Here is a 23,928-nt window from a genome sequence, read left to right on the forward strand (position 1 = left end):
TGTTTGTGTGGTTACTTGCATTTTACACGAAGCTGTTATGGGCTGTTTTATTTTAGCCATGTTTTTAGGTGTTGCACTTAATATTACAATTCGTCATATACAAAAAGCGTTGCAAAATACAGCGCAATTTATTACACATTTTCAGTTGCATTTTGGTACGCGAATTAGAATTTTGCGATAGATAACGGAACCTGTTATAAATATAACAAGCTTTTTTATACATACAGTTCTATTATATGTGCTAATTTGTGATGGAAATCACAGATAAAATTTTAAGTAAACGTTATGATAGAAGTTGTTGCTTTTATTATTGGTAAATGGAGGTTGAAATGATGCAACATAAATATCAACCAGAATTAATTGTGAATGCAAGAGACTTTCATGAAGTAGAAATGTTAATCCTAGCTGGTGCTGATATTATTGAAATTGGCCATCAAAGCTTTGGGCTTCGAACCTTAGGTGATATAAATCTGGAAGATATAAATAGGGCTACTAGCCTTGCTCATAAACATGGAAAACAAATTAGGGTATTAGTAAATGCTATATTTAACAATTCTCGAATTAATGAAGTGAAAGAATATTTAAATGCACTTAATGAAATAAGAGTAGATGCTGTTGTTATAAGTGACCCAGCAATACTTACGCTTATCAAGGAGATGCAATTTGATATTCCGCTTCATTGGAACCCTGAAACACTAGGAACAAATACACAAACCCTTAAATTTTGGGTGAAAAGAGGAATAGAAAGAGTAAGTGTTTCTAATGAATTATCCTTAGAATCCATTGAAAAGATCAACAAGGAGTTGAGTGTTCCGATAGATATTCAAGTCCAAGGAATGACCAATATTTTTCAATCAAAAAGAAATTTAGTGAAAAATTATTATAATCATATTGATGAAGCACTTAAAACTAATTCTGCCTATTACATCAGACAACCTAAAGAAGAACCTGGAACATACCCTGTTTATGAGGATACAAACGGTACACACATCATGAGTAAAGAAGATTTGTGTATGATTGAGTATATTCCTGCTATTTTAGCTAGAAGCATTAGTGGATTAAAAATAAATGGCTTTCTGCAATCCAAAGAAAACCACATAAGTAATACAAAAATATATCGTACTGCAATCGATCAATCCTTAGAGAATAAGGTGATTGATACCAACTACTTCAAAAAATTAAAGTATTTAATCATAAAAAGTCAAGATAAAGATAGATCCCTTGGAACAGGTTTTTATTTTAAAGAGCAGATTTATTAAAACAGAGGTGTACGAATGAAGAGAATGTCTAAGCCAGAATTATTAGCTCCAGCAGGGAACCTAGAAAAATTAAAGTTCGCCATACATTATGGTGCAGATGCAGTTTATATCGGGGGTAAACAGTTCGGACTTCGGGCCAAAGCTGGAAATTTCTCCTACGAGGATATGAAAGAAGGCGTTGCATTTGCTAATAAATATGGTGCAAAAGTATATGTTGCTGCAAATATCATTGCGCATGATCAAGATCTAACCGGTGCAAAAGAATTTTTCAAAAACCTTAAAGAGATTGGAATCTCAGCAGTAATTATTGCAGATCCAGCCTTAATTGATGCTTGTCAAGAAGCTGCGCCAACGCTTGATATTCATATAAGTACACAAGCTTCCATTGTAAATTATCGAACTGTACAGTTTTGGAAAGAAGAAGGAATTCCAAGAGTTGTCTTAGGTAGAGAAGTTTCATTAGAGGAAATACGAGAAATGAAAGAAAAAGTAGACATCGAAATTGAATCATTTATTCATGGAGCAATGTGCATTTCATATTCAGGTAGATGTGTATTATCCAATCATATGACAGCAAGGGATGCAAATAGGGGTGGCTGTGCTCAATCATGTCGCTGGAATTATGATTTATTTGAAGATAGTACAAATGAAAATATCCCACTTAGTACAGAGAATTTCACCATGAGTTCCAAAGATTTATCAATGATTGAACATATTCCAGCATTAATAGAAGCCGGAGTAGATAGTCTAAAAATAGAAGGAAGAATGAAGAGTATTCATTATGTTGCTACTGTTGTAAATGTGTATCGTCATATAATTGATAGGTATTTTGAAAATCCTTCAAGCTATAGTTTAGATTCATCTATCTCTGATGAAATTCTAAAAATTGCTCAGAGGTCTTTAACAACTGGTTTCTATTTCAATGAACCTACGAATAAGGATCAATTATTCGGTAAGCCAGATCGTATTCCAAAGTATGATTTTGCAGGATTGGTTTTAGACTATAATGATGAAACAAAATTAGCAACAGTGCAGCAAAGGAACGCCTTTAAAATTGGCGATGAAATAGAGTTTTTCGGACCGAATTTCTCAAATTTTAAACAAAAAATAACGAAGATTTTCTCAAAAGACGGAGAACCGTTGCAACATGTTAAACAACCAATGGAAATTGTAAAAGTGGAAGTAAAACAAGCTGTTTCTCATCTTGATATGATGCGAAAAAGAGTTTCCTAATCCTCGTATTAATTACGAGGATTTTTTTGTGGCATCGCAATTGTTTGAATATTCATTTTTAATTCTATATACTCATACTATCATAAAGAATTTGTTAAGAATAAAAGATACTACTTTAATTACAGCAATAATATGATTAAATGAATATAATATTTCTTTTTCAAGGGGGAGTATCGACATGCGCGTAATCGTAGCAGGCGGGGATGGCTTTTGTGGATGGCCAACTGCATTACACTTATCTAATCAAGGGCATGAAGTAGCAATTTTAGACAATTTAAGTAGACGTAAAATTGATGACGAGTTAAATTCTAATTCTGTGCTACCTATCGCTTCAATCGAGGATAGAGTGGATAAATGGAAAGAAATCACGAATAAAGAAATACATATTTATAAAGGGGATCTGAACCATTACGACTTCTTGTCCATGGTGATGAAGCAATTTCAACCAGAGGCATTGGTGCATTTTGCAGAACAACGATCAGCACCTTATTCAATGATTGATCGCGAACATGCAGTATATACGCAATCAAATAATGTAATCGGAACGCTTAATGTGTTATATGCGATTAAAGAATTTGCACCTGAGTGTCATTTAATTAAACTTGGTACAATGGGGGAGTATGGCACTCCAAATATTGATATTGAAGAAGGATATATAGAAGTTGAGCACAATGGTAGAAAGGATATCATGCCATATCCTAAGCAACCAGGATCTTTTTATCATCTATCAAAGGTACATGACAGTCATAACATTATGTTTGCATGCAAAGCCTGGGGTATCAAAGCAACGGATTTAAACCAAGGGGTTGTATATGGATTACAAACAGAAGAAACACTTAAAGATCCCGTATTGAGTAATCGATTAGATTACGATGGTGTTTATGGTACAGCTTTAAATCGTTTTATTATTCAAGCAGCAATAAACCATGATATTACGGTCTATGGTTCTGGAAAACAAACAAGAGCATTTCTAAATATTAAAGATACGGTTAGATGTGTGGAAATAGCAATGAATAATCCGGCTGATACAGGGGAATTTCGAGTGTTTAATCAATTTACAGAGTATTTTACGGTGCAGGAATTAGCAGAAAAAGTTCAAAAGGTTGCTAATAGTAAAGAAATAAATGTTGATATTAAGCACCTTGATAATCCTAGGGTTGAGGCTGAAGCTCACTATTACCATGCTGTGAACACAAAATTAAAAACTCTCGGTTTAGAACCGTATTTGTTAACGGATGAAGTAATAGTGGAAATATTAGAGTCTGCATTAGCGTATCCTAACCGCATTAAGAAAGAAAATGTTTTACCTACCATCTCTTGGAGGTAATAAGGAGTAACTAAATTGAAAGTAGCAATTATCACAGAAACCTTTCTACCATCTACAGATGGTGTGGTGACTAGACTTCTTCATGCAATTGATTATCTATTATCAAAAGATCATGAAGTCTTAATTATCGCACCTGACTTAGGTGTAGATAGGTACAAATCAGCAAACGTAGAAGGAATAAAAGCAAGGAAACTACTCTTTTACCGATACAAAGAATTTGCTCTACCAACAAAAAAAGTTCTCACCGTGTTACAAGACTATCAACCTGATATCGTTCATGTTGTAAACCCAGCAATACTAGGGATAAGCGGGATATATTACACAAAAAAACTAAAAATCCCGTTATTAGCTTCTTATCATACACACGTTCCAAAGTATTTTGATTATTACCGTTTGTCATTCTTAAAACCACTTTGCTGGCAATATTTTAAGATGCTTCACAATCCTGCTAGCCTAAATCTATGCACGTCACAGACGGTTGAAAATGAACTTAAGGAGAAAAAGTTCTATAATGTCCATTTATGGAACAAAGGTGTAGATACAGAGCGCTTTCATCCAAAATATCATAAAAATGAAATGCGTAACTATCTTACAAACGGTGAAAGCGATAAAAAATTGTTACTCTTTGTTGGCAGATTAGCAGCAGAAAAAGAAATTGAAACACTATTGCCCGTGCTTAATGAAAAAACAGATATTCGAGTAGCTATGATTGGAGATGGACCGGAGAGAGAGAAATTAGAAAAACTATTTCAACCATACCCGGTAAAATTTACTGGATTTTTACATGGGGAAGAGTTAGCAAATGCATATGCTTCAGCAGACGCATTTATATTTCCTTCAGTGACAGAAACCTTAGGATTAGTAATATTGGAGGCGATGGCTGCTGGATTACCAGTAATTGCAGCTAAAAGTGGACCAACGATCGAACAAATTAATGACAATATCAATGGATTGTTGTACGATCAAAAAAATACAGCTGACTTTATAGCTAAAATTAACTTAATTGAAGATGAAAATTTTCATCAAACTCTAAAACAAAATGCTCGAATAGAAGCTGAGAAATACAGCTGGAAAGAAGCATCTAAGCAATTAGAAGATTTTTATTATACAGTTATTGAAAAAAATTAAATTTCATCTCAATATCCTAAGTTTACTTGGTTATTGAGATTAAATCATTTATTTTTACATTACTTCCTATAATATATATTATGTAAACTAGAATTAAATATTACTTATGCCCATTTTTTACTTCTCTAATGTTGTAGTATTGGTCTATTTTTTTATAAGACACTAATATGTGTTTCTATCCCTTCTATTTAGTTAATAATATTTTTTAGTTTGATGATTTTTAAAACACCTTATATTATAAAAAGATCGAAATAATCATTTTACAGTTAATTCGATCTTTTTATCATTTTTATAATAATGAATTTTTAGGTCCATTTATTCCGAATCTTGCTCTAATTTAAAATTTAATGGTGGTGTGCCATGAATATATTTAGCTCCTGGTTCCAATTTAGGTTTTTGACCCATGGCCTTTGGACTCTGAACATATTCAAAAGTAGATTGACCATCAAGAGTTGGCCCGCTTGCCCATCTTCCAGCTCTACTTTCTTCTCCTTCAGAATAATTCATAAACGAATATGAAACTTCTTGTTTCTCATACTCTTTATTAAAAGTACTTGGAACAACAATACCTTGAGATTGTTCTAATTCTTCAATAGCTGCTAACCACTGGTTTTGATGCATCGTATCACGTGCAATTAAAAAGGAAAGCATATCTCTAACTGCAGGATCAGTCGTCATCTCATAAAGTCTAACTGCCTGGAGTCTACCTTGAGACTCTGCATTTAGGTTCGCTCTAAAATCTGCAAGTAGGTTGCCACTTGCTACCGTGTATCGAGCAGTCCAAGGATATCCTACACTATCATTAGGCTGTGCCCCTAGTCCATTTACAATAGCATGTTGTGGGTTCATCCCACCTAGAACAGCTTCAATCACTGGATCTTTAGCACCTTGTTCTTGGTCATGAGCAGGAGCATTATCTAATAATTGAGCAATCATTGTCGCAATCATTTCTACATGTGCAATTTCTTCTGTTGCAATATCAAGTATCATATCACGATATTTACCTTCCGCACGACAATTCCATCCTTGAAATAAATACTGCATCATAACTGAGATTTCTCCATATTGCCCACCTAATATTTCTTGTAACTTTTTAGCGTATACTGGGTCTGGTTTACTTGGTTTTGCGGTATATTGTAACTCCTTTATATGATAAAACATTTTTTTGCCTCCATTTTTATGGGATATAACACTATTCTAAATAATTTTTGCAACATCAATATCAATAACACTTCTTGCAAGGTAATTTCTTATTAATAAGAGATTGAAATCAAAAGTTCTAACAGAATATAATCTAAAACTGTTTCAGCCTTGCCTTCCTCCAGCTTCTCTAGAAGTCATAGCACCCTGACCATTTTTAACATCATTTTCTATTTGTTTTTTTACTTTCTGTGAATCAGTACCTGAAAAGCTTTGTTTGGGAAATGAATTTGAGCTACCTTCATTTTCTTTTGCTTTTTGCATGATAACCTCCTCAAAAATAGTGTTAGTAACGATATTATTTTACATAATAATGAATTTATACTGGTCTTCATGAATCTTATTGATATTGACAAAGATATTATTTTTCATAACAAATCAATTATCGTGTTTAAGCTTGAATAAAAATTAGAAGTGAACTATTTAATTGAACATAAGAAAGAATGTTGCTAAAATGAAGAATACTATAAAGATAACGCAGACAGGAGTGAAGTTTTGTCAAAAGTACGTTTTATTTTCGTGATATTATTACTTTCTGGTGTTCTTTGGTACTTTTATGGAGACAGCTTCCAAACTGTAGGTGTTAAAGAGACCGCTAATGAAATACAGACAGATATTTTAGAAATAAAAGATAATCCTAAGGTTACACAAACAATCTCTACCATTACACAAGAAATTAAACTACTAATAGATAGCATTAGTGACACCACTAAAGAAGGAAGAAATAATAGCTCTTCTTCCATCGATAAAGTGCAATTAGAAAACCCAGAGCAGCAAACGATTGCTATCCACAATATAGAAATAGGCGATTTACGAAGTGATGTTGAACCAGAAGTCGGTAAACCACAAAGATCCTCTACAAATGATTATGGTGTCAATTGGGTAGCCTATCATCAAGACTATGGAAATTTTTTCATGGCAGCTTATAATGATGAAAATCAAGTAATTGCGATGTATACGAATCAGGATTTAATTACAACAACGAACGGATTAAGCTATGGAAGTTCTAAAGAGGAGGTATTACAAACCCTTGAAGATCCTATTGATTCTATACGAAAAGGGTTTGTTCAATACCAAGTGAAAAATGATGGAGAATATCACACCTTCTTACTTGAAGGTAATTATGTCACCTTTTTTTATGATAAGCATGAAAATAATAAAGTGACCGCTATCCAAATCATTGCTGAAGATTTAGAGGAAAATAAGGATGGTTATTTTGCAGAAGAAAGCGAAAAATTACGAGAAGGTTTTGAGTATCAATTATTTGATTTAACAAACGCAGCTAGAGTTCAGCGCGGCCTACATGCACTGACCTGGGATGAATCTGTAAAAGAAACTGCTAGAAATCATAGTAAAGATATGGCTAACAATAATTATTTTAGTCATACAAATTTAGAAGGACAGTCCCCTTTCGATCGTATGGAAGAGAATAATATTTCATTTCTTACAGCCGGAGAAAATCTTGCAGCTGGTCAACCAAGTAGCATTTATGCTCATGAAGGATTAATGAATTCAATTGGTCATAGAGAAAATATACTCAAAAAAGATTTTGAAATCCTTGCTGTTGGAGTAGCTTTTAACGAGGAGTCCCAACCCTACTATACTGAAAACTTTTTAACAAGATAATAGTAATTCATAATCAAAGAAAATTGAGTTAATGCATAATTGCGCTCGTAGCAATTATGCTTTTTTCTTTGAGTACTTTTATAACCCTACATTTGCTTGATCTATTCAAAAACTATTTTAATACCTCTCTACTGATTCAAATATTTCAGAAATAAATTAAAACTCAAATATTTATTTCTGCATATTTATAGCTTTATTATTAATTAAAATTCTATTATTAGCTTATAAATCTATGTGCCAAACACAAATACAAAGAATAGACCTATAATAAATAAGTTGCATTTTTATGCATTTAGAACATACAAAAACATCCATACTCGCAATTGGATTATAACCCTCAACATGTATGGGTAATTAAAACTAATTGAGAATACACCACAACTTTATAACGAACGGTTGCGCGGAAGGTTTTCAAGTTTTGATGCTAAAACAGCAATATATTGCTACTGAAATTCTGTTTACTTACATACAAAAAATAACAACAAACAACTGGTGCATTTTATTTTTTAATTAATGCCATTTCAATTCATCTATTATTATAACAGTCCTTGCACTAAAGCCATCTGCAAATTCTTCAGGATAATAATACCCTAAACTAAATGGTTCTTCCTTATGATCAAAATAAACCACACGGCCAAGAAAACCATTTTTTTCAAGCTTCATTTCTTCATCTGAAAATTCATGCGTGTTATCCGTTACTTCATTTAAGCTAAAACCTATTTCTTGAAGATGCTCATTTACATCTTCCTTACTGTTATTCATAATAAAAAATCTAGCATTTTCATTTTTAGTATCATTAAAATTAGCATATACATTTAAGGTTTGATCTTCATATTCTGAGATCATATCGCTCGGAATATAAGTTGAAAATAATTCATTCGGATGTTCAAATAAATGAACCATTATTTTTTCTTCCATACCCTCGATCATCATGGTTACTTCTTTTTCATTCTCCATTTCCGGGAGTGAATTTGTTGTTCCTGTGGTTTCTACACTAATTTCTTCTGTTTCACTATCTTGTTCCTCTTTCGTATCATTTCTTTCTTTTTCCTCAGAACTATCATTATCTTTCGAGTTTTTTTTGGTTTGGACCTCATCATCCATATTAGCATCCGTGGTTTCATTAGTATTCGAAGTTCCGCACGCAATAAGGGCTCCTAAAAATATGACAAAACAGAAAAAAACATTTATTTTTTTCATAGAAGTAAACCTCCTTTTATTAATTCATATAATTAGTCGTATAATATCGATAAAGGTTACATTAGATAAGTTCTACCTTAAATTTTGCATAAAAAAACTAGCAAACAATCGTTTGCTAGTTTTAAAAAATTCATGTTTATTCGTTATTACTAGATAATTCATCTAGTTGATTAGGAGAAATTTCACCTTCAAATACTTTTAACTCATCCATATAACCTTTAAACGGTGTATCCCAGTGGTTCACAGCTAAAGCAAAATCAGCATCTTCATTACTTAACACATCAGGGAAATTCGATCCGATATATTCTTCTTCCCCATTTAAGTAAAGTTTAACTGTCCCATTGTTAACTGAAAATGCCACATGGGTCCATTCATTTGTATTGATTTGATAACTAGCTGTAGCATCATACCAAGAAGAGCTACCTGACCAAAGCATGGTTCGATCCCCTGTAGGTCCTTTTGGTACTAAACTAATCCAGTTATCAAGCGTTCCACCAAAGAATGTTGTTGTATAAGTGGAAAGTTCTTCTGGATTTAACCAAAATGAAACGGAATATTTGTTACTTGTAATAAGCTTATCTGGCAGGTTCACGCCAGTTGATCCGTCGAAGTAAATTGCATTACCATTCACTCCAGCATCAAATTGCAAATTACCTCCCTCTTCTGTAATTCGACTACCTGTAACGGTTCCATCACCAAATGAACCTTGTTGATCAGCTAGATTTCCTTCGAAATCAAAGTGTGCTGTTAAATCTGCATTCTCATAAGGAGGAACTGTAACATCAAATGTTTTTGTTGCACTCTCGTCATTTTTAGTTATAGTCGCAGTTAAAACCGCTGATTGTGCTCCTTCTTCTTCAGTACCTCTCGTTATGTTGCCTTCATCTGTTATGACAGAAGCATCAGAACTTTCCCAACTAATTTCAGCCATATGTGTTCCTTCAGTAGGAAGATCTAAATTATTAGTTAATGCATCTAACCCTTCAAAGTTTAAATCTTCCAAGATAGCTTCTACTACTTCTTCATCACTCATTGGCTGTTGTTTACTACCCCAAACTGCAATTCCTTTATCAGACATAGCAGTAAAAGTCATCACGTAAGACTCAGATGTTGAATCCCACTGATTAGCGAATACACCTTTATAAGTAGAACCATCTAAAGTCAACTCTGCATTATACTGACCTGTCTTTTTCCAAGTACCTTCTACCGCTCCTGTTACTTTATTATTCTTATGAAGCGTAATATTTTCTGATGAAGTTATTTCTTCACCATATTCTTGTCCATGATTAATATATTTATAGTCACCACTTAGATCTTTTTTATTTACTTTTTCTAACGATTCACCACTATAACGATAAGGAGCTATAACTGGCCAATCATCTTCATTCATATAAATATTGTGAACACGCATTTCATGAACTTCTCCAGTATTTGGAAATCTAGAGTGAAAGATTAAGTAATGCTCATCTGTCTCTCTGTCTAAATAAACAGAATTATGACCTGGAGAAACATAGCCTAAGCCGTCCCCTTCACCTGGATCTCCTACTTTTCTTTCAAAAATGAAATTACCCATTAACTTATTTCCATAGGTATGATTGGAAACATCACCAGGTAAGACTGCATCCTGATCTTGAACGTCTAAATACGGACCATCTGGTTCAGTTGCACGGAAAGCACGCATATGGTATCCACCGTCAGCGCCTAACCAGCCATAAGTTACATATAGATAATAGTAACCTGTTTCTTCATCATAAACAATATATGGTCCTTCGCCAGATTTTGTATAGCCACCAGCAATTTTAGTACCAAAATATTCGTCAATCATTCTACCATCTTCTGTTGTTCCATTTTCACCTGGATAGATCGGTTGACCCGTTTCTTTATCTAACTCAAGTAAAAATATACCACCTGACCAAGAACCGTAAGTCATCCACAGCTTTCCTTCATCATCATAGAAAAGCGTAGCATCAATAGCATTTGGGTACATTGTGTTATTGTAGGAGCTATCACTGTTAAACCAGTCAGCATTTACACCTTCTAACGTACCATCATCTATTAATCCTTTTATATTTGTATTTTCCCATTGTTTGTTTACATCACTATTTTCATCATATGCTTCATCTCTTGTAAAACCTGAGTATAGAATTGTATCAACATATTCATATGGACCTTCAATATCTTGTGCTACCGCATAACCAATAGCAGAACGGATATAAGTAGATGATGCACTATAATAAATCATGTAAGCTCCAGTAGAGCCATCTTCATTTACATAATCTTCATTGTAAAAGATATCTGGCGCCCAAACAGCAAAGCCACCACTACTATCTGCATCATCTTCTCCAGCCCACTCAAACGATCCGGCTAAATTTTCCGATAAATCTCCATATAAACTATTATCTGGGGTTTCATAACCATTTGTAAAGCGATCCCAGCTAATTAAATCCTCTGACTTAGCTGCTTCTATATGTGTTCCAAAAGCATAAAAAGTGTCACCATCTTTTATAATAGACGGATCATGAACCGATACTTCTCCAAAATTAGGAACCTCACCATCGTACCCTTGATTAGGTTTGTTATTTTGCTCGGGTAAATTATTATTTGGACTAGCTGCAATAATAAAAGGTAACGCTACAAAAAGTAAAACAATAAAAAGTAAAATTCGTTTATTTTTGCTCACTTTTTCATCTCCTCTTCAAATTTTTTATGATCGATGATATCTCCTCTCTTTTCAGTGCTTCATCGCATCCCTCCATATAAGAACGCTTACATAATTATTGAAAGAAATAAAGTGCATTACTTCATTCCCTTCTTTATGTTAAAAACAGCTAAATATAATATCTATTAAAATACATAATTTAGCTGCTTTTCAACCAAAAATTAATTGCCCAATTCCTCTATTTCATCTTGAGAAATGGCGTAGTTATATATCATTAATTCATCTACCAAACCTTCGTATGGTGTATCCCAATAATTTACACCTAAACCAAAGGCAGCGTTAGCTTCTTTAAATATTTGAGGAAACTCATCACCAGTAAACGTTTCTTCCCCATTAAGATAAACTTTAATAGTTTCACCCGATACGGTAAAAGCCAGGTGAGACCATTCGTCAGTAGGAATAGTTTTTCCGGTAGGTGCGTCATACCACGTTTCACTCCCTGACCAAATCATAGTCTGATCCGAAGCAGCTCCCATTGGTACTAAGCTCACCCAATTTTCTTCATCCTTTGCGCCGAAAAATGTAGTCGTGTGTAAGGATAAGCTTGTAGGGTTCAGCCATAAGGAAACAGAATAGTCTTCCGTTTGAATGAGACCATCTGTAAACCTTAATCCGGACTCACCATTTAATAGTAACGCTTCCCCATCAACACCATCACTATAATCAACTTCCCCACCTTCATTGTCCAGTCGATTTCCAGTTACTTCTGGTTCTGTTATTTTATTTTCATTTTCTTCTAATGAACCGTTAAATGAAAAATGCAGTATCTCTTTTTCTACTACTTCTTCTACCTCTGCAATTTCATCTGGACGTTCACTCAATGTTACTTGAAATGTTTTTTCCTTTGTCACTTCACCTTTAGAAATCGTCGCAGTTAGTGTTACCGATTGTTCTTGATCAGTAAGATTAACCTTGCCATCATTTGATAATGCATTCTCATCAGATGACTTCCAAGTAATATTAGAATTATGTGCACCTGTAGTTTTCAAATTTAAATCTTTAGAAATTCCATCCGTTCTTGGAAGTGATAACTCATTCTCAACCGCGTCCGCAATCGCTTCATCAGATTCCTCTAAAAGCTTACTTCCCCAAATTGTCACACCCTTATCTGACATAGCAGTAAATACTGTTACATAAGCTTGTTCCATTGGGTCCCATTGCGTGACTAATACACCGTCATAAATGGTATCTTTTACTTTCACTTTAATACGATAATCTTCAAATAATTCCCAGCTTCCCTCTACAGCTCCAGTGACACTACCATCTTCTTTCAAGCTTATAAAACTGCTGTACTTTAAATTATTTGTATTATCTTTTTCGTGGTTCATATATTTATAGTCACCTATAATATCTTCTTCAGTTTTTTCCTCCAATTTTTCCCCTGTATAAGGATAAGGAGCTACCACTGGCCAATCATTGTCATTCATATAAAAAGGGTGAATTCGCGATTCAAATGTCTCTCCTTGATCAGGAAATCTAGTATGAAATGCTAGGAATTTTTTATCATTATCTTCTTCATAGAATACAGAATTATGACCTGGAGACATGTATCCAAATCCATTTCCCGTACCAGAATCACCGATTTGTTTTTCAAATAAAAAGTGTCCCATTAATTTATTTCCATAAGGTGCATTATCCGTATTATTAGGTAGAACAGCTGGTTGACCTGCTGCATCCACATAAGGACCTTCTGCATTGTCAGATCGGAAGGTTCGCATATTATATTCACCATCAGCACCTAGCCATCCATATGTTACATATAAATAATAGTAATCTGTCGCTTCATCATAGACAATATAAGGGCCTTCTCCTGATTTACCATAACCTCCGGAAATCTTTTTTCCAAAATACCGATCTATTATTCTTCCATCTTCTGTTTCGCCATCTTGGTTTGGATAAATTGGTTGTCCAGTCTCTTCATCTAATTCTAAAAGAAAAATCCCACCAGACCATGAACCATAGTTCATCCACAGCTTACCTTCCTTATCATAGAAGAGGTTTGCATCAATAGCATTGGGATAAGTCATATTATTATAAGAACCATCATTGTTAAACCAATCACCATTCGGTCCACTTACTCGATCCGCTTCTATTAGCTCATCAATATGTGTATTTTCCCATTGCTTGTTTACTTCACTGTTATTATCAAATGCTTCACCTTCAGTAAAACCAGAGTAAACCACTGTATCAACATATTCATATGGACCTTCTATATCCTTGGATACGGCATACCCGATCGCAGATCTAATATAGGTAGACGATGCACTATAATAAATCATATAGGCCCCTTCAGACCCATCTTCATTTATGTAATTTTCATTCCAAAATATATCTGGGGCCCATACCGCAAAACCACCACTACTATCGGCATCATCTTCACCTGCCCATTCAAATGATTCCGCAAGGTTTTCTGAGAGATTACCGTATAATGCGTTATCTGTCGTTTGATATCCATTTGTAAAACGTTCCCAATTCATTAAATCAGTGGATTTTGCTGCTTCAATGTGCGTTCCGAAAATATAATATGTATCTTTATCTTTAATGAGGGAAGGATCATGAACAGACACATTTGTAAAAGATGGGCGATCAGTATATTCCTTATTATCTTTTTGTGTTTCGTTTTCCCCATCAAAAAATATTACTATTGCTAATGCAATAACGACTATAGAAGAAAAAATAATTATTAATCCAATTTTATCCTTGAACATAAATAAACCTCCATTTATTAAACGCTTTCATACTTCACTAAATAATTTAACTTGTTTAGTCTTTATACAGTTTACATGAAACTTTTTAATTATTCAATATGTTTCAATCAACTTTTTATAATGTCATTTGTGAACTAAGTATAATCTATTTAATGTTACATTAACTTTTTAGTTAATTAAAAAAGAGCCTTTATAAAAAGGCTCTTTTTTATTAGATTCTTTATATTTTCCAGTCTTGCATTTCATAAGCCATTTCCCAAAATAAAAGCTCATAATGGCTGCTAATTAAAAAGTGTTGACGCATTCTTTCCTTATCTTTCTTAGAAACTTCTTCAGCAATCTTATCTAACCTCTCAATTTGTTCTTTTACTAAGTTACTAAACCATTCTGAACCATAGGCCTCTATCCATTTCTGGTAAACAACTTCTTTTGGCTCACACTCCTTTAACTGCTCCCCAACTTCTAAATATAACCAGTAACAAGGCAATATTGCGGCTATAACATCGCCTAGATGCCCTTCATAGGCAGCTCGATATAAGTGAGATGTATAGCCATAAGCTGTAGGTGATGGGAAAAAATCAGCCTTTTCCTGTTCTGATATCGAAAGAAGATCAGAAAATGTTCGATGGAGGGCCATTTCCGCTTCATATGTTCCTTGTGCATGAGAGGCCATTCGACTCGTTGTTTCCAAATCCGGAGATTTAGCAGCTCCTAAGGACTGAACTCTTGCAAAATGAGACAAATAGTAAGAGTCTTGCATGACGTAATACTTGAACTTTTCTATTGGTAAAGTACCGTCTCCAATTCCTTTTACAAAAGGATGATTTAAACTGTCCTCCCATATTTGCTTGACATCTTTTCTTAATTGCTGTGAAAATTTCATCCTAAACCCTCCTCAATAAATCATAAATGGCATAATTCGTATAAATTATTCCGCTAAAAAGGTGCCCATCAAAAAGAGCCACCACCTATACACAACATAAAGGTAGTGGCTCTATTTATTACGATTAAAAATAGAACTCTACTTCCCTACGCTGGTGTTAACCAGATCAGGTGGTAAGGGTCTTAAAGTTAAACTTTAATCTCAGTCTTTTCAAAAAGACACCCCTAGCAGATAATTTATAAAGTTACCTTTTCATATTACCATCGATCTCTTCTACTTAAAAGCATTTCTCTTATAAACACTAAAGGTATTAATCAAACTTGGCTTTTTAAAATAATAACCCTGTAAATAATCGAGTTTCATATCTAATAAAATGTCGAGTTGTTTTTTGTTTTCTACCCCTTCAGCAACTACTTCTATTGAAAGTTTATGGGATAGTTGTACAATAGCTTCCACAATTGCTTTATTTTTTTGTCCACTTTCCATCTGTTGAATGAAGGATTTATCAATTTTTAGAATCTGAATTGGAAGATCATTTAAAATGGATAAGGAAGAATAACCAGTTCCAAAGTCATCCAATGAAAGATGAATACCTAATTTATTTAATTTATATAATGCTTTTTTACTGTGTTCTAAATCCTCTAACATAGCTGTTTCGGTTAGTTCAAAACAGAGGCGATCCGCTACACAATTACTTTCATTTAATATTTGCTCCACTTTTTCAAGGAATAACATGTGGTTTAATTGTTTAGATGAGATATTCACAAATATTTTCATAGAAGGGTCTAAATCCTTCAGAAAATAGCAGGCTTCTCTTAATACCCATTCTCCAATAGCAATGATTGTACCATTTTCCTCTGCTACCGGAATAAAATCATTCGGCATAACCTCACCTAGCTCTTCAGATTTCCACCGAATTAACGCTTCAAATCCAATAATTTTCATGGTGTTAGCATTATATATCGGTTGAAAAAGGAGATAAAATTCTTTTTTTTCTAATGCTTTATTTAGTTGATTTTCTAGATGGACTTGTCGATAATTATATTGATTAATCGACTGATTATAGAGCTGAACCCGATTTCGTCCGCTCGTTTTTGCATTATACATAGCGATATCAGCTTGCAGCATAAGTGTCTCAGCATCTAAACAATGATCTGGAAAAACACTCACTCCTATACTCGTAGAGATAGTATAAACGAGTTCCTGATCCTTAATAGGGGCATTAATCGTATTTAATAAATCTATGCTGAACTCTTCAACAAGTACCATATCTATTAGGTTAGGAATAACAATAACAAACTCATCTCCGCCTAAACGACAGATAAGATAATTCTCTTTTGCAATGCTTTTAAGGCGCTTTGCAATAATTTGTAGGAGTCGATCACCTGCTTGATGTCCATAAGTATCATTGATAACTTTAAAACGATCCAAGTCAAACAATAAGAAAGCAACTTTTTTATTATTTGCTTTGGCAGCTTTTAAAATCGGTGTTAAATTCTCTTCTAAATTCAATCGATTAGCTAACTGTGTCAGAGAATCATGGTATGCTAATTCATTAATCCTAGATTCTGCTTTCTTCCTCTCTGATATGTCCATAATCGAACCAACCATTTTCATCGGTACCCCGTATCCACTTGTTCTGTTTTGACCAGTAATATACATCCAAATATAATGGCCTTTCTTATGCTTTATTCTACACTCTATTTCAAATGGAACAGGTCGTTGAAGATGATCTTGAAATTTTCTTATAAAGAGATCCTTTTCTTTAGGATGGATCTTTTCTAAGAATTTTGAAAAAGCAGACACCAAGTTTTTATCTGGATACCCAAGTAATTGATTAATTCCACCCTTACTTACAATACTATTTGATTGTAAATCTAATTCCCAAATGCCGTCATACATAATATCTGAAATTATTTCTAGTTGATTGGAATAGTTTCTTAAATCTTCATTTAATTTTGCTCTTCTGAGTGCAGCTGCAAAAAAATTCACTAACTGATAGGTAGTATTTAGCGGTGTAAGTAATGAAGTGATATCGGCTAATCCTACAAATGAGAATATGCCTAACTCCTTGTTGTCTTGTATGATTGGGATGAGAATTAATACATTTTCCTCGCCCATAAAGTGATTGTCTAATAACGTATATTTTGAAGGAAATTCCGTTTCCTTTGAATGAGGAATTTGTATTCTTTCTGGTTTAGTTGAATGGTCTGTAAAATGATAGCGATGCACCTCCAATTTCCCTGTTGTGGCCTCATCGTTTTTTAGACCTACGATGATCTTTCTAAATGGACTATGAACAAGCCAGGTCATGTCAATGATAGTTTGATAGTCATAAGACTGCATTAATTGTCCTAAATTAAAATTCCGAGCAACCATTTGACTTAAAAATTCTATCGTTTCACTTGCCTCATCATTCCTGTCTAAATTCAAATCAAAACTACAGCCACAGCTAATTCGATAAACCGGTGTTGCTTCTAATCTCGCTTTTTCTTTAAAAAGGGATTGATTAGACACACGATTTAATAGCTTAAATATTGCTTGTTCTCCTATTTCTCTAATAGGCAATTCAATAGTAGTTAGAGGAGGTGAAAAGGATTTAGCAGTTGGACTATTATCAAAACCAATTACAGCAACATCATTGGGCACATATATGTGATAATGCTTTAATAATCGTACAAGATTGTACGCAATGAAATCATTCACACAAAAAATTGTATCGTGTGGTATATCTTGTTCTACAAGCTCTTTCACGATTTCTTCTAGTGTATGTTCATAACTATTATAAAACCATTTTTTAGGCTGTCTTTCTTGCAACGCTACCATTTTTTCAATAGCATGAAAGCGTTCTGTTGCTTCGTGAAATACCACATCGCCTACATAGGCAAAGTTTTTATGTCCGTGCTCCTTCATGTGTTCTCCAACTTCTAACAATACTTCTTCATTATTCACCCGAATATAATCATCGCAATGTAGATTCGTATTAATTCCAATAACAGGTTTGTCTAGTAATTTTAACTCCGCTATGTAATTATCATCTACCGCGTCCATTATAACGATCCAACCATCCACGTAGTCTGAGGCATATAAATGATTATAATAATGTGCAGTTGTTCCAATAACGACAATTTTAATATCATATTCTTTTGCTGTAGCTGCAATGCTCTTAATAATATTGCCGAAATAATTTCCATCTAATATAGGTGTAAGTACCCCAAAAACAAATTGTTTATTGATAACGATCACCTCTTTACACTCGAATATAATGATATCGTTTACAGGTTTTTTTATATTTGTTTTCTTAATAAGTCTATTTTACTATGTTATGTCGATTAATGGAAGCGATATTGAAGTTTTTACAAATTACTTCATGAAATATAGGAGATAAGATAGAATTTTAGTTTATTTATCTAAAATTATTCCAATCCTGTTGCAACATCTTTTAATATTTGTTATAGTGGGAATCACAATTAAATAATACTTTACTTCAATAAGAAATTTTTTGAAGTGAGGATAGAGGTGCGATAACCAATAGTACATAATCAGAGGAGATGCAGCCGTTGACGGTTATGGAAAGGGGAAGTCGCCGAAGTTAGTAAAATGGCATCATTTTACTATACTGGTTCTGTATTGAATAAATACCGAGCTGTCATATAGCAAGTCGCTATATGGAGGGCTATCTCACGCATCATAACTATATTTAAGATGCAACAATGAGACCCTCGTTGTTGCATCTTTTTTAATGTGATCGCATGATGATGAGGTACCCTCTATTCATACACATGTTTGAAAAGTTAAAAAGAAGGAAATTTATGAATAGAGGTGATTACAGTGAATTTTGGAAGAATTATTACGGCAATGGTAACTCCATTTGACGTAAATGACCAAATTGACTATGGAAAAACAGAGAGATTAATACATCATTTGATTAACAGTGGTACGGAAGCTTTAGTTGTTGCAGGTACAACAGGTGAATCTCCTACACTAACAAAAGAAGAGAAATTGTCCTTATTTAAATTTGTTGTTAAAACAGTGAATAAAAGAATACCCGTGATTGCTGGTACAGGATCTAATAACACGCAAGCATCTATTGAATTAACGAAGCAAGCAGAGACAATTGGTGTAGATGGGATTATGCTTGTAACACCATACTATAATAAGCCCTCACAAGAAGGTTTATATCAGCATTTTAAGACCATTGCAAAAAGCACCACTTTACCAGTCATGTTATATAACATACCAGGTAGAACTGCAGTGAACATGCTACCTGAAACTATTATATCTTTATCTGAAATTGAGAATATTGTTTCTGTTAAAGAAGCAAGTGGTGATCTCGATGCGATGACTAAAATAATCCGAGAAACTCCTAAAGAGTTCACATTATATAGTGGAGATGACACTTTAACCTTACCTACCTTAGCAATAGGTGGCACTGGTATCGTATCTGTTTCATCTCATATATTTGGAAAAGACATGCAACAGATGGTATATGCTCACCTTTCCGGTCGTCCGGAACAGGCAGCAGAAATACACCAATACCTTGTACCATTTATGAAGGCATTGTTTATGGCACCAAACCCTTCTACTGTTAAAGAAGCACTTGCTTTAACAGGAATTGATGTCGGATCTGTGAGATTGCCGTTAGTTCCATTAAATGTTCAAGAAAAACAACAATTATCACATGAACTTAGCTATATCCAAAATTCAAACGTAAGTTAAACATATAAAGCCTCGTATTCGATTGACATACATCGAATACGAGGCTTTCTTATGCATCAAAACTAAAACCTCTAACTTTTAAAAAACCGATCAACTCTACAGAAAATTTCTGCAAATAATTTTATTGGCTAAGTTCGATTATTTGTTGTTGGTTATGATGCTTAATTTTCCTATTACCTGAGCTAACAAGGCTGTTCGTGGAACCAGTGAAGTAAGATCCAAATATTCATCCTCCCGATGAGCGTTTCCACCAACTGGACCTAATCCATCTATTGTAGGGATACCTAAAGCAGAAGTAAAGGATGCATCTGACCCTCCACCCGTAGCAGTATCTTTAATTTCAATGCCAAACTCTTTACCTGTTTCTTTTATTATTTTTAGTAATTGCTCAGACTTTTTTGTTTTTACCATTGGTGGTCGATTCATTTCACCTTCTAATGATACTAAGGTACCATTTACAGATGTATCTGCACAAATCTCTTCCATTTTTTCTTCTAAAGAGATTGCTTGTTCTATTTCCTGATATCTAACATCTATTTGAGCACTAGCGAAATCTGAAACAGTATTAGCGGAAGATCCTCCCTCAATCATTCCCACATTGACATGAATTCCTTTTTTAGGGTCTGATAAGTCATGAAGCTTAATAATCTTATAAGCTAATTCCGCAATAGCGCTACTCCCTTTTTCTGGTTCAATTCCTGCATGTGCAGCTTTCCCTTGTACTTCAATTAGATAATTCCCTTTACCTCTACGTGCAGTTACCACTTTTCCATCCTTACGTGCAGGTTCTAATACTAAAGCAAATCTTTTTTCAACAGCATATTTTTCTATATGGATTCTGGATGAAAGTGAACCTATTTCTTCATCACTCGTTAATAATATCAATACATCTTTATAAGCATCATCCCCCTCCTTTTGAAGGGTTTTAATAGCGTAATAAAGCGAAACTAGACTTGCTTTCATATCAATGACTCCAGGACCGTAAGCTCTCTTGCCCTTTATTGAGAATTTACGTGATGCTGTCGTATCCTTTTCAAATACGGTATCCATGTGCGCTAAAATAATTATTGAAGTGTTCTTTATTTGTGTGTCTTTATAATGAAGAAGCAAATGATCACCAAACTCATCTTCAAATAAAGGTGTCACTACAAAATTCAACTTTTCAAAAAGGTTCCTCATTATCTGTCCAATTTTATCAACACCCATCTTGTCATAGGTGCCGCTATCAATATTGACGAGTTCCTCTAATAACACGAGCATATCTTCTTTCTTATTTGTTAAATAATCGATCATTTTGTATCCCTTGCTTTCTTATCTTGATGATAGTTGTTAAAATATTACTATAGATTTAGGAAAATAGCTATAGTTTATATTCAAGTAAATAACTTAGGAAGTGATGAATTGAAGATATTAATAGATGCCGATGCATGTCCTGTTGTGGATATTGTTATAAAAGAAGCGACAAAGAAAAAAATACCGATACAAATATATAGAAGCTATGATCATTTTACGATGCAAGAATTTCCTAAAGGCGTCGAAACAATTTATGTAGATGCTGGAAGTGATGCCGTAGATTACAAAATCATGAGTGAGCTAGACGCAGAGGATATATTAATTACACAAGATTATGGTTTAGCAGCTCTTGCCCTAGAAAAAAAAGCTTTTGTCCTCCATCATACTGGATACACCTATACGAAGGAAAAAATTGATCAGTTACTTCAATTTAGACATATTTCAGCCAAAGCTAGAAAAGCTGGCTTTAAAACGAAAGGCCCAAAAGCTTTAACCAAAGATCAAAAAGACATGTTTAGAAAGATTTTCATTGAACAGATTACTCATTAATTTCTTCCTCGATGATGATAGCAATTTTACTTACTTCCCAACGTTTCGCAGTTTCTAAAGGAATGTCATATTCCTTCCCTTTTCTTAAAATTTCTTTATTATATGTTGACTGAACAAGCATCTTTACTTTGACCATATTCTCCTACCTTTCTCTGTCCTTATCCTTATCACAAAATCGCAGTGATAAGGATAAAATATACGTTTATTTAAAATTATGTCTCCTTAACCAATCGATACAGACATCTTTCCATTTTGCTACTTCTATGTGATCCTCTGCTAATCCTAATCCATGGCGACCATCTTCAAAAATATGTAGAGCAAAAGGTATTTTATTATTTCGGAGTGCTGATGCATAAAGTAAGCTATTTTCTATATCGACTGCTTGATCATTTTCTGTTGACCAAATAAAAGCTGGTGGCGTTTTACTTGTTACTGAATTTTCAATTGAATACTTATCTATATCTTCTTTAATAGCATTTGCTGATAATAAATTTTCTCTGCTTCCCTGATGTGTGTGTTTACCCATCGTGATAACTGGATAAGCAAGTACATGGAGGTCTGGCCTGCTACTATATCGCATAACAGGATCTTCATCATTTTTGATACCGTCGTCAAAATAATTACTAACTGTTGCTGCTAAATGTCCACCTGCAGAAAACCCTAAAATCCCTATTCTATCTGAATCAACTTTCCATTCTTTAGCTTTTGATCTTACCAATCTCATAGCATAACTAGCGTCATCATATGGCAATGGGGCCTGATTGGGGGCTACTCTGTAGTGTAATACAGCGCATGAAATACCGTTTCTATTTAGCCATTCGGCAACAGGTTTTCCCTCGTGATAGGCCCGGTGTCCATAACCACCACCTGGTAATATTAAGATAAATGGCGATTTACTTTCCCTCTCTAATAAATAAGGAGATAAAACCGGACAATCTTGATTTATATCTCTATCTTCCTCTTCATTATCTAAGCGATTTGTAATTTCCATTAGTTAGCTCCTCTTAAAAAGTATATAAAATAATTATAGCATAAGAATAGGTAGTCATTACACCAAAATAACCGTGATTCATACACTGAATATATGTAAAACAATTTTGCTGTAGAAAGGAGTTTTTTTATGTGGGAACAATCAGAAGCAAATATTGATTCTTTATTATCTGGTCAGGGAGAAAGAACATTTAGTTCGATTAAAAGCGATTTCCTTGATTTGGACTTCGGATATCTTGATAATGAAGTTAAAAATCATTTTCTTTTTGATCAAACAGGACCTTATCAATATCCGATCCCCTCGCTATATTGCTATATGCCTCTTTACTATCCACCTTTTGCAAATTATAGTATTTCTAGTAATTATCCGTTTTGAGCGAAAATTAAAAAGAGGCCTAGCAGCATAATACTAGACCTCTCCTTCTATACAACTATTACAAGTTTTTTAAAGCTACATTTATTTCAGAATCACCTGAGATAAGATCAAAATCTTTTCTATAGGTGCTCTCGTTATCTAATGCTAACATAGCAGTTTCAGCTACATCTTCTCTTGGTATGCTTCCTCTTTCTACATTTTTACCTAATTCTACTTTTCCTGTACCGGCATCATTAGTTAAACCGCCAGGTCGTAAAATGGTGTAATTCAAACTACTAGCCATTAAAAATTCGTCTGCATAATGCTTAGCAACAAAATAAGGCTTAATTTGTTCATTCCAACTTTCGCGATTATGTGCTTGATGGGCACTAACCATAATAAATCTATCAACCTTTTTACTTTCAGCAGCTTCCACTGATTTAATCGCACCATCTAAATCGATTAATAATGTTTTATCAAAACCAGTTTTTCCCCCTGATCCCGCTGCGAAAACAACAGCATCAGCATCACTCATTCGTTCAGCTAAAGCGTCAACAGAATCTTCTAGATCTCCTAAAACTGTTTGGATTCCTTTTTTCTTGAACTTTTCTACCTGTTCTTCTTTTCGAACCATTGCAGTTACATCATGTGTAGCATTTTCTTGTAATTTTTCTACGAGTTGTGTACCAATCTGACCATTTGCACCTATTACTAATACTTTCATTAAAAATTCTCCTTT

The 23,928-nt window shown here is 33.9% G+C and carries 20 protein-coding genes and 2 riboswitches; of the genes, 9 read left to right on the forward strand and 11 right to left on the reverse strand.

The genetic code is table 11. The features are described 5' to 3' along the window. From DFR57_RS18390 to DFR57_RS15335, 5 genes are all read left to right on the forward strand, one after another. The coding region (locus DFR57_RS18390) for a hypothetical protein (protein ID WP_211315379.1) at positions 1-181 on the forward strand (181 nt) is incomplete at its 5' end. Between the two features lie 151 nt (positions 182-332). Beyond that, positions 333-1,259, forward strand: coding sequence for a peptidase U32 family protein (locus tag DFR57_RS15320; RefSeq protein ID WP_170133006.1), 927 nt, complete (start codon positions 333-335; stop codon positions 1,257-1,259). Between the two features lie 15 nt (positions 1,260-1,274). Further along, positions 1,275-2,492 carry a peptidase U32 family protein gene (locus DFR57_RS15325; RefSeq protein ID WP_114354098.1) on the forward strand — a complete coding sequence of 406 codons (1,218 nt, stop codon included), beginning with the start codon at positions 1,275-1,277 and terminating at the stop codon, positions 2,490-2,492. A gap of 178 nt (positions 2,493-2,670) precedes the next feature. Next, on the forward strand, positions 2,671-3,819 hold the full coding sequence (locus DFR57_RS15330; RefSeq protein WP_114354099.1) for an NAD-dependent epimerase/dehydratase family protein: 1,149 nt from the start codon (positions 2,671-2,673) through the stop codon (positions 3,817-3,819). Positions 3,820-3,834: 15 nt separating this feature from the next. Continuing rightward, the gene (locus tag DFR57_RS15335; protein ID WP_114354100.1) at positions 3,835-4,947 is read left to right on the forward strand and encodes a glycosyltransferase family 4 protein; all 1,113 of its coding nucleotides are present in this window, start codon (positions 3,835-3,837) and stop codon (positions 4,945-4,947) included. Positions 4,948-5,262: 315 nt separating this feature from the next. On the opposite strand, the gene DFR57_RS15340 is transcribed toward DFR57_RS15335, so the two are convergent. Both DFR57_RS15340 and DFR57_RS18335 read right to left on the reverse strand, forming a co-directional pair. Next, the gene (locus DFR57_RS15340; protein ID WP_114354101.1) at positions 5,263-6,108 is read right to left on the reverse strand and encodes a manganese catalase; all 846 of its coding nucleotides are present in this window, start codon (positions 6,106-6,108) and stop codon (positions 5,263-5,265) included. A gap of 144 nt (positions 6,109-6,252) precedes the next feature. Then, a complete protein-coding gene (locus DFR57_RS18335; protein ID WP_170133007.1) occupies positions 6,253-6,411 on the reverse strand; it encodes a hypothetical protein in 159 nt (52 codons plus the stop codon). Positions 6,412-6,642: 231 nt separating this feature from the next. Between DFR57_RS18335 and DFR57_RS15345 the strand changes: the two genes are divergently transcribed. Continuing rightward, the gene (locus DFR57_RS15345) at positions 6,643-7,773 is read left to right on the forward strand and encodes a CAP domain-containing protein (RefSeq protein WP_114354102.1); all 1,131 of its coding nucleotides are present in this window, start codon (positions 6,643-6,645) and stop codon (positions 7,771-7,773) included. Positions 7,774-8,283: 510 nt separating this feature from the next. Here DFR57_RS15345 and DFR57_RS15350 read toward each other — a convergent pair. The 5 genes from DFR57_RS15350 to DFR57_RS15370 all read right to left on the reverse strand — a co-directional run bounded on the left by DFR57_RS15350 (position 8,284) and on the right by DFR57_RS15370 (position 18,529). After that, positions 8,284-8,973, reverse strand: a complete 690-nt coding sequence (locus tag DFR57_RS15350; protein ID WP_114354103.1) for a hypothetical protein — start codon at positions 8,971-8,973, stop codon at positions 8,284-8,286. 136 nt (positions 8,974-9,109) lie between these two features. After that, positions 9,110-11,653, reverse strand: coding sequence for a lipocalin-like domain-containing protein (locus DFR57_RS15355; RefSeq protein ID WP_114354104.1), 2,544 nt, complete (start codon positions 11,651-11,653; stop codon positions 9,110-9,112). A gap of 200 nt (positions 11,654-11,853) precedes the next feature. Beyond that, positions 11,854-14,400, reverse strand: a complete 2,547-nt coding sequence (locus DFR57_RS15360; protein WP_114354105.1) for a LamG-like jellyroll fold domain-containing protein — start codon at positions 14,398-14,400, stop codon at positions 11,854-11,856. Between the two features lie 220 nt (positions 14,401-14,620). Continuing rightward, complete coding sequence (gene tenA / locus DFR57_RS15365; RefSeq protein WP_114354106.1) at positions 14,621-15,283, reverse strand: thiaminase II; 663 nt, start codon at positions 15,281-15,283, stop codon at positions 14,621-14,623. Positions 15,284-15,409: 126 nt separating this feature from the next. Further along, positions 15,410-15,519: riboswitch (TPP riboswitch) on the reverse strand. 37 nt (positions 15,520-15,556) lie between these two features. Next, complete coding sequence (locus tag DFR57_RS15370; RefSeq protein WP_114354107.1) at positions 15,557-18,529, reverse strand: EAL domain-containing protein; 2,973 nt, start codon at positions 18,527-18,529, stop codon at positions 15,557-15,559. Between the two features lie 260 nt (positions 18,530-18,789). Then, positions 18,790-18,970: riboswitch (Lysine riboswitch) on the forward strand. 144 nt (positions 18,971-19,114) lie between these two features. Here DFR57_RS15370 and dapA point away from each other — a divergent pair. Then, positions 19,115-20,002 (forward strand): 4-hydroxy-tetrahydrodipicolinate synthase, encoded by an 888-nt coding sequence (gene dapA / locus DFR57_RS15375; RefSeq protein WP_114354108.1) that lies wholly within the window; start codon positions 19,115-19,117, stop codon positions 20,000-20,002. A 138-nt stretch (positions 20,003-20,140) separates the two neighbouring features. Here dapA and DFR57_RS15380 read toward each other — a convergent pair whose 3' ends face one another. Continuing rightward, positions 20,141-21,295, reverse strand: a complete 1,155-nt coding sequence (locus DFR57_RS15380; RefSeq protein ID WP_114354109.1) for a M20 family metallopeptidase — start codon at positions 21,293-21,295, stop codon at positions 20,141-20,143. 108 nt (positions 21,296-21,403) lie between these two features. Between DFR57_RS15380 and DFR57_RS15385 the strand changes: the two genes are divergently transcribed. Further along, entirely contained in the window at positions 21,404-21,844 is a 441-nt protein-coding gene (locus DFR57_RS15385; protein ID WP_114354110.1) for a YaiI/YqxD family protein, read from the forward strand. On the opposite strand, the gene DFR57_RS18340 is transcribed toward DFR57_RS15385, so the two are convergent. Together DFR57_RS18340 and DFR57_RS15390 are read right to left on the reverse strand one after the other, a co-directional pair. Beyond that, a complete protein-coding gene (locus tag DFR57_RS18340) occupies positions 21,834-21,980 on the reverse strand; it encodes a hypothetical protein (protein ID WP_170133008.1) in 147 nt (48 codons plus the stop codon). The genes DFR57_RS15385 and DFR57_RS18340 overlap by 11 nt on opposite strands. Positions 21,981-22,046: 66 nt before the next feature. After that, a complete protein-coding gene (locus DFR57_RS15390) occupies positions 22,047-22,835 on the reverse strand; it encodes an alpha/beta hydrolase (RefSeq protein WP_114354111.1) in 789 nt (262 codons plus the stop codon). 129 nt (positions 22,836-22,964) lie between these two features. Here DFR57_RS15390 and DFR57_RS15395 point away from each other — a divergent pair, with 129 nt between their 5' ends. Beyond that, entirely contained in the window at positions 22,965-23,210 is a 246-nt protein-coding gene (locus DFR57_RS15395) for a hypothetical protein (protein ID WP_114354112.1), read from the forward strand. Positions 23,211-23,268: 58 nt separating this feature from the next. On the opposite strand, the gene DFR57_RS15400 is transcribed toward DFR57_RS15395, so the two are convergent. Continuing rightward, positions 23,269-23,913 carry an SDR family oxidoreductase gene (locus tag DFR57_RS15400; RefSeq protein ID WP_114354113.1) on the reverse strand — a complete coding sequence of 215 codons (645 nt, stop codon included), beginning with the start codon at positions 23,911-23,913 and terminating at the stop codon, positions 23,269-23,271. Between the last annotated feature and the right edge of the window lie 15 nt (positions 23,914-23,928).

The sequence above is a fragment of the Saliterribacillus persicus genome, from assembly GCF_003337485.1.
Classification (GTDB): Bacteria; Bacillota; Bacilli; order Bacillales; family Amphibacillaceae; genus Saliterribacillus; species Saliterribacillus persicus.

Bases quoted from the DNA above. Each gene is read 5' to 3' on its own strand.
- DFR57_RS18335 (WP_170133007.1), bottom strand. From the start codon at position 6,411: ATGCAAAAAGCAAAAGAAAATGAAGGTAGCTCAAATTCATTTCCCAAA.
- DFR57_RS15350 (WP_114354103.1), bottom strand. From the start codon at position 8,973: ATGAAAAAAATAAATGTTTTTTTCTGTTTTGTCATATTTTTAGGAGCC.
- DFR57_RS15340 (WP_114354101.1), bottom strand. From the start codon at position 6,108: ATGTTTTATCATATAAAGGAGTTACAATATACCGCAAAACCAAGTAAA.
- DFR57_RS15325 (WP_114354098.1), top strand. From the start codon at position 1,275: ATGAAGAGAATGTCTAAGCCAGAATTATTAGCTCCAGCAGGGAACCTA.
- DFR57_RS18340 (WP_170133008.1), bottom strand. From the start codon at position 21,980: ATGGTCAAAGTAAAGATGCTTGTTCAGTCAACATATAATAAAGAAATT.
- DFR57_RS15395 (WP_114354112.1), top strand. From the start codon at position 22,965: ATGTGGGAACAATCAGAAGCAAATATTGATTCTTTATTATCTGGTCAG.
- DFR57_RS15320 (WP_170133006.1), top strand. From the start codon at position 333: ATGCAACATAAATATCAACCAGAATTAATTGTGAATGCAAGAGACTTT.
- DFR57_RS15400 (WP_114354113.1), bottom strand. From the start codon at position 23,913: ATGAAAGTATTAGTAATAGGTGCAAATGGTCAGATTGGTACACAACTC.
- DFR57_RS15390 (WP_114354111.1), bottom strand. From the start codon at position 22,835: ATGGAAATTACAAATCGCTTAGATAATGAAGAGGAAGATAGAGATATA.
- tenA (WP_114354106.1), bottom strand. From the start codon at position 15,283: ATGAAATTTTCACAGCAATTAAGAAAAGATGTCAAGCAAATATGGGAG.
- DFR57_RS15330 (WP_114354099.1), top strand. From the start codon at position 2,671: ATGCGCGTAATCGTAGCAGGCGGGGATGGCTTTTGTGGATGGCCAACT.
- DFR57_RS15360 (WP_114354105.1), bottom strand. From the start codon at position 14,400: ATGTTCAAGGATAAAATTGGATTAATAATTATTTTTTCTTCTATAGTC.
- DFR57_RS15380 (WP_114354109.1), bottom strand. From the start codon at position 21,295: ATGATCGATTATTTAACAAATAAGAAAGAAGATATGCTCGTGTTATTA.